Here is a 10,345-nt window from a genome sequence, read left to right as displayed (position 1 = left end):
CCGCCTGGTGAGTGCAGGCAAAATTAGCCCGATTCCCGCTGTCTGGGGTATGATGACTGAAATCGTTTTCATAGCGTTTGCGCCTTGTCGTTACCACCGGCAAGGCTGCTTTATGGATGGCGTCGCTCCATGTCACACTCTCTGATCGTTACGCTCCGTTCGCTCACCGGCAACCTGCTGCGTCTACACCGAGCCGCTGTGGGCATTCCCACAACCTGATCGCACCCTACGCCTCGGTCTACATGGTGGCGCTGGCCCGACGGATCAGAACATTGGTCTTGTGTTGAGTGTCAGTTGGGGCTTCCAAGTCTTCTGGGCGCTGCTCAGTGGCGCCATCACCGACAAGCTGGGCCGCCGGCGCACCACGCTGATCTTCGACATCCTCGCCTGGACTGTGCCGGCCCTGATCTGGGCCTTCTCGCAGAATATCTGGTGGTTTCTCGCCGCCGGCATCATGAACAGCATCTGGCGCGTGACGATGAACTCGTGGACCTGTCTGCTGGTGGAGGACGCCGACCAGACGCAGCTGGTGGAAATCTACACCTGGATTCATATCGCCAATCAAGCCGCTGGGTTCGTGGCGCCGTTGGCGGGCATCCTGGTGGCGCGCTACTCCCTGATCCCCACGATGCAGGTGCTCTATCTCTTTGCCGCCGTCATGTTTACACTCAAGGCCGTGCTCACCTATCTGATGACGGAAGAAACGGGGGGCAGGGCGAAGTGCGGATGGCGGAGACGCGGCCAGAGCATCTTTTCGGTGCTGGGTGAATATCACGGCGTCGTCAGCGACATCCTGCAACACCCCAGACGCTCTACACCGGCGGCATCATGTTGATCGTCGCCATCGTCGGGATGATCAACGGCAGCTTTTGGGCGATTCTCGTGACTGAGAAGCTGAATGTGCCGCCGCAGTATCTCGCCATCTTCCCTTTGTCAAGTCGGCCATCGTGCCTGAGCTTCTTCTTTTGTGATGCCGCATGAGCAAAATGTATTTCAGTGGCCCATGGTGCCGGTTTCTGGCGTTTGCGTCCTCCGCCCAGGTTCTGCTGATCCTGGCCCCGGAGCAGGGCTACATCATCCTCATTCTGAGCGTCTTCGTCGAGGCGTGCGCCTTTGCTGCGGTCAGCCCGCTGATCGACAAGCTGATCGTGCTGACCATCGACCCCAAGAACGGGCGCATCCAGTCGATTCTCTACGTGGGCGTCATTCTTCTCCCGGCCCCTTCGGGGTGGATCGCCGGCACGCTGTCCAGCATCAACAACAACCTGCCTTTCTTGCTGACGATCGTGCTGCTGCTCATCGGCGGGCTGGCTCTGGCTCGCGGACCGCAGCGGGCAGGCGCCCGGGCCAATCGGCTGCTGGCAATGGTGCGCATCTGTGCGGGCTGGTTAATCCTATCAATATTCGAGTCAATAGAGGGAGACGAACAATGGCAGTAACACACAAACGCCTGGGTGGCACATGGGTGGGCTTGTAAGCACCCTCTGTCTGGGCACAATGAATTTTGCTGGCACACAACTGAAGAAGATAGCTACAAGATCATGGATCGTGCGCTTGAACTGGGCATCAACTTTTCGATACGCCGATGTCTACGGTTGGGCAGTAGAGCATGGCCATACGGAAGAGATCGTTGGCCGCTGGTTTGCGCAGGGTGGCGGGGCGCCGTGATGCCACGGTGCTGGCGACAAGGTGTTCAACCCTGTGACGCGCAAGGCGAATCTGCCAGAGGTGAACAGCGACGGTCGCAGCCTGTCCGCTTGCCAAAATTCGCAACATTGCGAAGGCAGTCTCAAACGACTGCAAACCGATTGGATCGATCTCTATCAGATGCATCATATTGACCGAAATTGCCCCTGGGGTGAGACGTGGCAAGCCTTTGGCAGTTTGATCGATCAGGGGAAGGTCGTCTATGCAGGTTCCAGCAATTTTGCGGGCTGGGACATTGCCACTGCCAATCAGGAAGCATCGAAACGCGGTATGTTGGGTCTGGTGAGCGAGCAGAGCATCTACCATCTCAATAACCGGATGATCGAATTGGAAGTGATTCCAGCCTGTCGCCATTATGGCTTGGGTCATCCCGTGGAGCCCGCTTGCAGGGGGTTTGCTGGGCGGCGCACTGGAAAATCAGAGACTGGTCGGCGCAAGGGCGCCGACTTTGAAAAAGAGGTCACTGAAAATCGGACAAGTTGGTCAAGTATGAGGCACTGTGCCGGGAAATCGGGCATCCGCCGGGCGAGGTGGCGCTGGCTTGGTTGCTGCACAATCCCATTGTCACCGCACCCATCGTCGGCCCACGCACCATCGAACAGTTGGAGAGCGCCGTGCGCGCGACCGAGATTGTGCTCGATGAAGAAGTATTGCAGAAGCTGGATGAGATTTTCCCTGGGCCTGGTGGTGAAGCGCCCAATGCCTACGCCTGGTGACGCTCAGATACACCCAAAACCAGACGATTCAACGCTGGTTCAGGGAATCCATCCCGGAAGATCGGCGATCTCCGAGAATCCGGGATAGTCCAACCGTACATCAATGGATGGCTTCGCTGGCGGTCGCGCGCAAGCGTTGGACATCGCGCAGCGGCGGGATGCCGAAGAGACTCTTGTACTCGCGGCTGAAGTGCGACGCGTCTTGATATCCCACGCGGAAGGCTGCGCTGGCCGCGTCAAGTGCTTCGCCCAGCATCAGCCGGCGCGCCTCCTGCAGTCGCAGCCGCTTCTGAAACTGTAGCGGACTCATCGCCGTGACAGCCTTGAAGTGGTGGTGAGCTCGATACGCTCATGCCAAGCTCCTGCGCGACATGCTCGATCGGCAGCGGCCGGTCGAGCACTTGTCGCGGAACCGCTCAATCGCCCGCGATATGATGGGTGTTGCCGTTCTGCACCACGATGTAGCGCAGCCGGTCACACTGCTCGCCGGCCAGGAGCCGGTAGACAATCTCGCGCGTGATCAGCGGCGCCAGGAAGCGGGCTTCGGCAGGGGCATCGAGACTGCGGACAAGCCGCACCACTGCGTCGAGCAGGTCTGTGTCCAGCGGGCTGACGTTGATCGCGCGCACGCTGGCGCGCTGCGGCAGCGCCGTGTGGCCGGCCTCGACCATGACCGAACTGACCAGCAAGGGATCGAGCTTGAGGCGGAGGCTCAGGTAGGGGGCGCTCCTGCGATGCTTCGAGCACGTGCGGCGACCGGCAGACTGGCGGTGACGATCAGATAGTGCGCCGCGTCGTAGAGATAGCGTTCGCTGCCGAGAAAAACTTCTTTGCTGCCCTGGGCAATCACGCAAAACACCGGGTCATAGACACTGTGCAGCGGCTCCCCGGGCGCCGAGGAGCGATGAATGGATAGCCCCGGCAGCGGTTCAACCGTCCCATCGGCGCCGACGGTGCGTTTGATGCACTTGATCAGTTCATGCTGGCTGGTCTGCATTCTGGCGCCCGCAGACGGCGCCTGCGCGATGTCTCTGGAATCTATCGTGATTGCTGCACTCACTTTCGATACACCTTTCTGGTATCTTCTCAATTATCCGTGGTAGGGGCACGGCCTTGCGCCTGCCCGCACGGGCGACCGCAAGGGTGCGCCCCTACAGATTGAAAAAGTTATCCTTTCTGCAAGATTTGCAGGATTGTACAAGGCTGCTAGAAAAACATCTTACCATTCTGCGCTGCATCCTGCTAGAATCGTGAAAGATGCGACGGGACTTACGGAGGCTGAGCTTGTCGAAGCCGGCTTGACAAGCTCAGCCTCCGTAAGCCCTGGTATACTGAGACGTGCAGATGCGCCAAATGGCATTTTAGTGAAAGGTCAGGAAATCCGATGCAAATAAGGAATACGGAGAGCGACGTTGCCGAACGCGTCGAAGCGCTGCTGGGACGGATGAGCCTGACAGAAAAGATTGGGCAACTCAACCAGGTTGGCGGCGCCGATTTCGCGCCAGGGCCGAAAGCCGAAGGGCAATTCGCGTAGGCGGGGCAGGTTCAGTGCTGTGGCTGAACGACACCAGACGCTTCAACGAACTGCAGAAGATCGCAGTCGAGGAAAGCCCTGCTGGCATCCCATTGTTGTTTGCCCTGGATGTCATCCACGGCTATCGCACCATCTTCCCCGGCGGCGATGGCTGCCGCCCAGGTGCGCGGCTTCCAGGGCGACGATCGCGCGGACCCGGAGCGGGTGCTCGCCTGCGCCAAGCATTTCGCCGGGTACGGGGCCGCAGATGGTGGGCGCGACTATGACCCGGTTTACCTGTCCGAAACCCAGTTGCGCAACATCTACCTGCCCCCCTTTGCGGCTGCGCTCGAGGCCGGGGTGGCCACCTTCATGAGCGCCTACATGGATCCTCCAACGATGTCCCGGCTAGTGGCAACCGCTTCCTGTTGCGCCAAATCCTGCGCGATGAGTGGGGCTTCGATGGTTTTGTGGTGTCGGACGCGTTCGCCGTGGGCAACATGGTCATTCAAGGCCATGCCCGCGACGGGCGCGAGGCTGCGCTGCGGGCATCAAAGCCGGGCTTAACATGGACATGTCCAGCTACACCTACACCAACCATGTCGCTGAACTGGTGGCAGAGGGCGCCCTGACCGTGGCCGAGATCGAGGAACTGGTGCGCCCCATCCTGGCGCTCAAGGTCAAGATGGGGCTGTTCGAGCGTCCGTATGTGGATGAAGGCCCTGCTGGCGCAGGTGGTGGCGCGGCCCGAGCACCGCGCCGGCCGCGGTGGCCGCGCAGCGCTCGATGGTGCTGCTGCAAAACGAGGGCGGTCTGCTGCCGCTCCAGCAGGATCTCAAGAAGGTCGCGGTCATCGGCCCGCTGGCCGACTCGATGGCAGCCACCGAGGGTCGTGGATGGTCTTCGGCCATCAGCCTGCGGCCCGTGACCGTGCTGGCCGGCATCCGCGCCAGGCTGCCGGATGCCGCAGTGACCTACGCGCCTGGCCCGGAGATCCGCCGCGATATCCCCTCTTGGTTCGAGAGCCTGATGGCTGGCGAGACCCGGAAACCGGCGCAGACGCCAGAGGATGCCGAGGTCGCTTTCCAGTTGGCAATGGACTCTGCCCGCGCCGCCGACCAGATTGTGATGGTGTTGGGCGAGACGGACTTGATGGCCGGCGAGGCGGCTTCACGCGCGTGCCTCGACCTGCCGGGGCGGCAAGAGGAACTGCTCAAGGCCGTCGCGGCATTGGGCAAGCCGGTCGTGCTGGTGTTGTTGAACGGGCGCCCGCTGAGCATCAACTGGGCAGCCGAGCATATCCCTGCCATCCTCGAAGCCTGGGAACCTGGCAGCGAAGGCGGCCATGCGGTGGCCGACATCCTCTTTGGCGCCGTGAATCCGGGCGGCAAACTGCCGGTCAGCTTCCCGCGCAAGGGCAGTCACGCGCCGCTCTACTACGCGCGCAACCTGACCCACTCGCCGGAAGGCAGCCGGATGTATAACCCGCGCTACTGGGACGGTCTGCCGACGCCGCTTTATCCCTTCGGCTTCGGTCTGAGCTACACGACCTTCGCTTTCGCCAACCTGCGAGTTTCAGCGGCGCAAGTCAAGGTGGGCGATGCGGTGACTGTCAGCGTGGATGTGACCAACACGGCCCAGTGGCCGGAGACGAAGTGGCCCAGCTCTACATCCATCAGCGTTGGGGCAGCGATTCGCGCCCGATGCGCGAATTGAAGGGCTTCGCGTCACCCTCCAGCCGGGCGAGACGAGAACGGTGACCTTCCTGCTTGGCCCGGAGGAGCTGCGCTACTGGAGCACGAATGCCGGCCAGTGGCTGCAAGAGCCAGCCGCCTTCGATATCTGGGTTGGAGGCGATTCCCTGGCGACGCTTCACGCCGAGTTTGAGGTGGTCGCCTAGTATTACAGCGCAAGGTTGGGAACAAGAGGGCCATGCCCGGTGGACACTCGGCTGTTGGCCGACCAGGTGGTTAAGGCTGAAATCGTCGATAGCATTGCGCCTGAGACTATTCGCCGGTTTCTAAAAAAAACGAACTTAAGCCTTGGGTGACAAAGGAATGGTGCATCAGTAAACCGAATGGCGACTACATTGCGTGTATGGAAGATGTCCTGGATGTGTGCAATGGCCGGCAAGGAACTCTACCTGCTGCGCAACCTCAGCAAAGGCAAAGGCGTCAGCTTCTTTTCTGGCAAGGGCTTCTATCCAGACTTCATCCTCTGGATCCTGGGTGGAAACCGCCAGCGCATCGTCTTTGTCGAGCCGCACGGGATGCTCCATGCCACGGCGTATCAGCACGACGAAAAGGCACGGCTGCATGAGAAGCTGCCAGCATTGGCGCAGGACATCGGTCAGCGCAGCGGCCGCAACGACATCGATCTGGATGCCTTCATTGTTTCTGCGACAGCCTACGACGACCTCTATCAGCACTACGACGACGGGACATGGGATCGGGGAAAATTCGCAGAGAAGCACATCCTGTTTGTCGATCGTACGCCGGAGTACGATTATATGAAGTTGCTGCTGGGCGCGCAGCTGAGGAACCGTTTGGAGATCGACCACGAACCGGCAGAGAGGACGGAACCTGCGATATTCTGGGGAATGGACCAGCCGCCCCTTGTACATCTGTAGGACACTTTGGCCCGTTCCCAGAATATTCGCGCACCTCAAACTTGGGTAGACTCCATAATACCCGCTTCCCCTATCTCGGGTGTGCTTCAGGTTTGGCGCCGTCAACCTGAAGTTGTTCCCCTACCCCCCTAACCGTCAACTCCCCTCGGGCCACCGTCCAGCGCCGTTCAGCCTGCCGCGGGGAAACCAGCTTGAGTGCGCGCGTTTTTGTCGCGTCACCAGTCATGGCAGCGAAGATGTCAGCCAAGGGATCGCCGATTCCTTTTCGCTTCAAACCTGCGATCGGGTCTGGCTGGTCGAGTGCGGGCATTTCCAACCAGCGAAATTGAGTAGTTGCTCGTGTTGCGAATACCTTGATGATGTCGGTGTTTTCCCTGTAGCCTTCAGGCAGATACAAGTCTATCTCTTTTTCGACTTTCCCACCTGGATCCAGGGTCTCGAATGTACCTGCCAAGTCCGGGTAGAATTGGCTGATGCCCAGTCAGAACCGAGTGCCATCACTGTGATATTGCATGCGCCCCGGGTCGTTGGGATCGGCCGGATTGGGTTGTTGGGTGTTGGTGATGGTCAATTTGACGCGGTCCCCATCACGATATGTCGGCGCCGAGCCGTCTGTAACTGACTGTGCGCCCGAAATTGCAATTTCGATATTTTGAGGGGCGCTCTTGTCTGGCACATCTAGTTCGCGCACATTTGCATACTTTGACAGATGCACCAGCCGCTGCACCACCTTGCCGACGCCCGCTGCATCCGCCTTCACCGGCGGGCGCAGGTTGGGGATCGGCTCGTCGCCGGCATCCTGGATCTCGAATTCCCCGGCAGCGTTGACGGCCACCTGGAAGTCGACCGGCGCATCAGGCCCGGCCAACGCCACAAACCCCTTGCCGTTGGTCTGGATTTCGGCTATGACAGCCTTCTTCAGCGCTGCGTCGGCGATGTCCACCAACACGCCGCCTGCAATCTATGTCCGTGACCGCCTGCAACACCGCCTGCGCGCCTGCGTCCCAGCCCAGCAGTGCTCGTCGCCTTGACCACCTTCGCAAAGCAATCCACGTCGCCGACATCCGTTACCTCGACCTGGGCGATGCTGGCCGTCAGATCACTCAGATCGGCGCTCCCCAACGGGAAAATGGCAAAACGCGCGCCCGGCTTGATCCCCTGCACCTCGCCCGCGTTGATCTGCACTACGTCGCCCGAGGCGTTGATCTGGAGCACGGGCACCGCGTACTGCGCGGGAATGCGCTCCACGCCGAAGACGCGCACGTCCCCCTCGCCCTGGAGCATCGGTGTCTGCGCGGCGAACTGGCTGTGCACCTTGGCCAGCACGCGGTCATGCAGTTGTTTGTAGCTCAGGTTCGACCCGGCGCTGCGCAGGGTGTCGAGCATCCAGTAGGTGAGCGCGCCGTTGCTCTCCGTGCCGCTGAAGGGGAACTCGTAGGCCGACTCGTTGGCGCGGCACGCGGCCAGGAAGGTGTAGCCGGACGGCTCCAGCAGCCAGCCACTGGCCGGCTTAATCGACCGTGCCGCCCCCGCCGTGGCGTTCCAGGCGGCAGCGGGTCGTCCAGGGGTGCGACGATGGGCTGGAGCGGGCGCACGGTCATGTCGGTCTTGCCGATGCCGCGGGCGCGGGCGCCGTTGGATCCCTGGGTCAGGGCGCGCGTTGCGCCGCCCGAGTGGCAGCAGTCGAAGACCACGGTCAGCACGACGCCCTTGTCCACCAGGTTCTGGATCAACGTGTGCAGCTCGATGTCACGCAGATACTGGGCGTTGGGGTCGCCGATATCCAGCGGCACCAGCCCCTCGTCGACGCCGGTCGGTCCCTTGATCTCCGGGTAGGCCGTGATGGTGCGCCCGCCATGCCCGGAATAGTGAATGTAGACCTGGTCGCCGGGCCTGGCCATCGCAGTGACCTGCTTGAAGGCCATCACCATGTTGCGGTAAGTCGGCCACTGGTCGCGCTTCAAGAAATCCGCGCAAATCCGCCAAATCCGCGTCATCCGCGTTCTATTCCTATTTCCCTTACCGTAACCCCGGCCGGTTGGTGCTGCGCTCGGTGTGTTTGTCCATCAACTCCTTGATCTGCTTGATGGCATCTTCAGTCGTATCTTGGACGACCTGCTCGAAGGTGGCCGGGTCCTGCGCCTGGACGAGTCGCGTCCAGTAGGAGTTGTAGATGATGCCCAGCCAGGTGATGAATTGCAGGTTTTCTTCCAGCGCCTGCAAGGGCTTGCTGACAAAGAAGCTGGAGAAAGGCCACAATGCTCAACCCGCCAAGAAAGCCGCCGCGCTGAAGTTGGCCTGGAAGAGGGGGCGAAACCGGCCAGCACAAAGGCGGCGATGCCCACCAAAGAAGAGTTAACGCGGTACATCCAGACCGTGGTCCAGTACGGGTTGAGGAACGCGCAGCACCTGGCTGAACATCACCTGATTGGCCCGGAAGCCCTGCCAACGTTGCTCCATGCCGCGCAGGAGTTCGGATCTTCTCTCGGTTGACGGTTGTCCGGTGGCTGGCTGCGGCGAGCGGGCAGCCATCTGCTGGGTGAGACCCCGCCCGACGCTTCCTACCGCTGGCAAAGCACACAATCTCTTATCAGCCCGGCAGCAGTACCCGCCTGCCTGGCCTGTTGTAGACGCGCAAAGGCTGCGAATTCTGTCGCGCATTGGCCTGCACCAGCCCGTTGACTCTCATGAAGCGAAGAGGCTGGCCAACTGGGCGCGGGCATCGCCTGCAAAGGTGCCGAACATGGCCTAATCGGGCCGGAGCCGATTGAGGTGTGATTTGAAGCCTTATGATCCGTGCGCGCCCGGCGTTGATGGCGTTAAAGGTCGCGTTCATCCAGGCGGCGGTCAAAACTGAACACCTGCCACTCGTTCTCCTGGTTCTGATGGCAAGGTTGCCACGCAATCGTTGGGGAAGCCTGGCGCTTACCGATGTTCTCAAACCCCTGCCAGGATTGAAGGCGAAATGCTGCGTAAACTGCAGGGTTGTGCTTGCCCCGGTCACATGTTGGAAGATGTGGTTTTCAAAGCGATCTTCATCCGCCCATTCTCGAAGCCGTCGCTGGCGGATTCGGGGTCGCGTCACACGGCAATGGCCACAGCCGGGTCGATGTTGAGCCGCTGCGCCTCCTCCAGCAACATGCCGCCGTAGCGGTTCCAGGTAAGCGGATCACCGCCTCGTACCGTGCTCGATGCGCCCGGCGGCAGGGCGAGGATGCTTCTGTAGCGGGCGGTGGCTGCGGTTGCGCCGCCCCATTGGTCCGCAACGGCGCGGCCACCTGATCCCGTCCACACCTCCGGGCCGAAGGCCTGGCCGGTCGGATTGACTAGTTCTCAGGTGCTCTTTCTGGAAGCCGCTTGCTGCCGGCGCGACAGTTCACGGCGAAGCGCGCCTTTGCGCCCGGCGTGGTCGCGGGCGCCGCCACAAACGATGTCGTGCTTGTGCGGGCTGCCGCCATCCAGCGTCGGCCGGTAGCCGGTGTCCCAGGTAGTCAGGTGCCCGTATTGCGCAGCAGCACCACATTCTGGTGAACGCCTGTCCAGGCTGCAACAACGTACCGGGAATGTTGTTGTCCTCTCCTCGCGGACAAAGGCTTACCCGTTCCGCCGGTCTTCGGCTGCGCCGGTGTCGGGAGTCGTCGGGGCGGGCAGCGCAGCGGCGTCACTCATCGCCGGCTGCTGGCCGCGCGGCGCCGGCCGCTGCGTTGGGCTACTCGTTGTCTGCGTCATTGTTCCTCCTCCTTTGTCCACCTATACCACGGTTCCTGCCAGCAGCGTCAC

18 protein-coding genes and 3 pseudogenes are annotated in these 10,345 nt (G+C 61.3%); 11 read left to right on the top strand and 10 right to left on the bottom strand.

Annotation, left to right across the window (positions count from 1 at the left end):
- Positions 1–196: 196 nt before the first annotated feature.
- The 4 genes and pseudogenes from IPF85_RS24935 to IPF85_RS24920 all read left to right on the top strand — a co-directional run bounded on the left by IPF85_RS24935 (position 197) and on the right by IPF85_RS24920 (position 2,423).
- Positions 197–835, top strand: a complete 639-nt coding sequence (locus tag IPF85_RS24935) for an MFS transporter (RefSeq protein ID WP_343410752.1) — start codon at positions 197–199, stop codon at positions 833–835.
- Positions 829–981, top strand: a complete 153-nt coding sequence (locus IPF85_RS24930; RefSeq protein WP_343410751.1) for a hypothetical protein — start codon at positions 829–831, stop codon at positions 979–981. Before IPF85_RS24935 ends, IPF85_RS24930 begins: the two co-directional genes overlap by 7 nt.
- A complete protein-coding gene (locus tag IPF85_RS24925; RefSeq protein ID WP_343410750.1) occupies positions 978–1,439 on the top strand; it encodes a hypothetical protein in 462 nt (153 codons plus the stop codon). The genes IPF85_RS24930 and IPF85_RS24925 overlap by 4 nt, the downstream gene beginning before the upstream one ends.
- 22 nt (positions 1,440–1,461) lie before the next feature.
- A pseudogene (locus tag IPF85_RS24920) lies at positions 1,462–2,423 on the top strand (aldo/keto reductase).
- A gap of 100 nt (positions 2,424–2,523) precedes the next feature.
- Here the strand turns inward: IPF85_RS24920 and IPF85_RS24915 are convergent.
- The 3 genes and pseudogenes from IPF85_RS24915 to IPF85_RS24905 form a co-directional block, all read right to left on the bottom strand.
- Positions 2,524–2,751 (bottom strand): annotated as a pseudogene (locus tag IPF85_RS24915) (AraC family transcriptional regulator); the annotation flags it as partial.
- Between the two features lie 88 nt (positions 2,752–2,839).
- Complete coding sequence (locus IPF85_RS24910; RefSeq protein WP_343410749.1) at positions 2,840–3,112, bottom strand: AraC family transcriptional regulator; 273 nt, start codon at positions 3,110–3,112, stop codon at positions 2,840–2,842.
- A gap of 23 nt (positions 3,113–3,135) precedes the next feature.
- Positions 3,136–3,483 carry an AraC family transcriptional regulator gene (locus tag IPF85_RS24905; RefSeq protein ID WP_343410748.1) on the bottom strand — a complete coding sequence of 116 codons (348 nt, stop codon included), beginning with the start codon at positions 3,481–3,483 and terminating at the stop codon, positions 3,136–3,138.
- Positions 3,484–3,807: 324 nt separating this feature from the next.
- Here IPF85_RS24905 and IPF85_RS24900 point away from each other — a divergent pair, with 324 nt between their 5' ends.
- The 6 genes and pseudogenes from IPF85_RS24900 (at position 3,808) to IPF85_RS24875 (ending at position 6,565) form a co-directional block, all read left to right on the top strand.
- On the top strand, positions 3,808–3,957 hold the full coding sequence (locus IPF85_RS24900) for a hypothetical protein (protein ID WP_343410747.1): 150 nt from the start codon (positions 3,808–3,810) through the stop codon (positions 3,955–3,957).
- 108 nt (positions 3,958–4,065) lie between these two features.
- Positions 4,066–4,281, top strand: a pseudogene (locus tag IPF85_RS24895) (glycoside hydrolase family 3 N-terminal domain-containing protein); the annotation flags it as partial.
- A gap of 83 nt (positions 4,282–4,364) precedes the next feature.
- The gene (locus tag IPF85_RS24890) at positions 4,365–4,568 is read left to right on the top strand and encodes a glycoside hydrolase family 3 N-terminal domain-containing protein (RefSeq protein WP_343410746.1); all 204 of its coding nucleotides are present in this window, start codon (positions 4,365–4,367) and stop codon (positions 4,566–4,568) included.
- Positions 4,569–4,722: 154 nt separating this feature from the next.
- Positions 4,723–5,652: a glycoside hydrolase family 3 C-terminal domain-containing protein gene (locus IPF85_RS24885; protein ID WP_343410745.1), complete on the top strand. Its 930-nt coding sequence runs from the start codon at positions 4,723–4,725 to the stop codon at positions 5,650–5,652.
- Positions 5,653–5,692: 40 nt separating this feature from the next.
- A complete protein-coding gene (locus IPF85_RS24880; RefSeq protein ID WP_343410744.1) occupies positions 5,693–5,836 on the top strand; it encodes a fibronectin type III-like domain-contianing protein in 144 nt (47 codons plus the stop codon).
- Between the two features lie 222 nt (positions 5,837–6,058).
- Entirely contained in the window at positions 6,059–6,565 is a 507-nt protein-coding gene (locus IPF85_RS24875; RefSeq protein ID WP_343410743.1) for a hypothetical protein, read from the top strand.
- Positions 6,566–6,635: 70 nt separating this feature from the next.
- Here the strand turns inward: IPF85_RS24875 and IPF85_RS24870 are convergent, their stop codons facing one another.
- The 6 genes from IPF85_RS24870 to IPF85_RS24845 form a co-directional block, all read right to left on the bottom strand.
- Positions 6,636–6,962 carry a hypothetical protein gene (locus IPF85_RS24870; RefSeq protein WP_343410742.1) on the bottom strand — a complete coding sequence of 109 codons (327 nt, stop codon included), beginning with the start codon at positions 6,960–6,962 and terminating at the stop codon, positions 6,636–6,638.
- 84 nt (positions 6,963–7,046) lie between these two features.
- A complete protein-coding gene (locus IPF85_RS24865) occupies positions 7,047–7,508 on the bottom strand; it encodes a hypothetical protein (protein WP_343410741.1) in 462 nt (153 codons plus the stop codon).
- Positions 7,484–7,951, bottom strand: a complete 468-nt coding sequence (locus tag IPF85_RS24860; protein ID WP_343410740.1) for a hypothetical protein — start codon at positions 7,949–7,951, stop codon at positions 7,484–7,486. Before IPF85_RS24860 ends, IPF85_RS24865 begins: the two co-directional genes overlap by 25 nt.
- Entirely contained in the window at positions 7,915–8,562 is a 648-nt protein-coding gene (locus IPF85_RS24855) for a caspase family protein (protein ID WP_343410739.1), read from the bottom strand. The genes IPF85_RS24860 and IPF85_RS24855 overlap by 37 nt, the downstream gene beginning before the upstream one ends.
- 22 nt (positions 8,563–8,584) lie before the next feature.
- Positions 8,585–8,824, bottom strand: a complete 240-nt coding sequence (locus IPF85_RS24850; RefSeq protein WP_343410738.1) for a hypothetical protein — start codon at positions 8,822–8,824, stop codon at positions 8,585–8,587.
- 822 nt (positions 8,825–9,646) lie between these two features.
- Positions 9,647–9,859 (bottom strand): hypothetical protein, encoded by a 213-nt coding sequence (locus IPF85_RS24845; protein WP_343410737.1) that lies wholly within the window; start codon positions 9,857–9,859, stop codon positions 9,647–9,649.
- Between the two features lie 63 nt (positions 9,860–9,922).
- On the opposite strand from IPF85_RS24845, the gene IPF85_RS24840 reads away from it, so the two are divergent.
- The gene (locus IPF85_RS24840; RefSeq protein WP_343410736.1) at positions 9,923–10,096 is read left to right on the top strand and encodes a hypothetical protein; all 174 of its coding nucleotides are present in this window, start codon (positions 9,923–9,925) and stop codon (positions 10,094–10,096) included.
- Positions 10,097–10,159: 63 nt separating this feature from the next.
- Here IPF85_RS24840 and IPF85_RS24835 read toward each other — a convergent pair whose 3' ends face one another.
- Positions 10,160–10,294, bottom strand: a complete 135-nt coding sequence (locus IPF85_RS24835) for a hypothetical protein (RefSeq protein ID WP_343410735.1) — start codon at positions 10,292–10,294, stop codon at positions 10,160–10,162.
- Between the last annotated feature and the right edge of the window lie 51 nt (positions 10,295–10,345).

The sequence above is a fragment of the Candidatus Amarolinea dominans genome, assembly GCF_016704685.1.
Taxonomy (GTDB): domain Bacteria; phylum Chloroflexota; class Anaerolineae; order SSC4; family Amarolineaceae; genus Amarolinea; species Amarolinea dominans.
The sequence above is the reverse complement of the archived record's forward strand: the minus strand, read 5'-3'. Positions and strand labels throughout refer to the sequence as shown.

Bases quoted from the DNA above. Each gene is read 5' to 3' on its own strand.
- IPF85_RS24930 (WP_343410751.1), top strand. From the start codon at position 829: ATGTTGATCGTCGCCATCGTCGGGATGATCAACGGCAGCTTTTGGGCG.
- IPF85_RS24925 (WP_343410750.1), top strand. From the start codon at position 978: ATGAGCAAAATGTATTTCAGTGGCCCATGGTGCCGGTTTCTGGCGTTT.
- IPF85_RS24900 (WP_343410747.1), top strand. From the start codon at position 3,808: ATGCAAATAAGGAATACGGAGAGCGACGTTGCCGAACGCGTCGAAGCG.
- IPF85_RS24885 (WP_343410745.1), top strand. From the start codon at position 4,723: ATGGTGCTGCTGCAAAACGAGGGCGGTCTGCTGCCGCTCCAGCAGGAT.
- IPF85_RS24875 (WP_343410743.1), top strand. From the start codon at position 6,059: ATGGCCGGCAAGGAACTCTACCTGCTGCGCAACCTCAGCAAAGGCAAA.
- IPF85_RS24860 (WP_343410740.1), bottom strand. From the start codon at position 7,951: ATGCTCGACACCCTGCGCAGCGCCGGGTCGAACCTGAGCTACAAACAA.
- IPF85_RS24855 (WP_343410739.1), bottom strand. From the start codon at position 8,562: ATGACGCGGATTTGGCGGATTTGCGCGGATTTCTTGAAGCGCGACCAG.
- IPF85_RS24835 (WP_343410735.1), bottom strand. From the start codon at position 10,294: ATGACGCAGACAACGAGTAGCCCAACGCAGCGGCCGGCGCCGCGCGGC.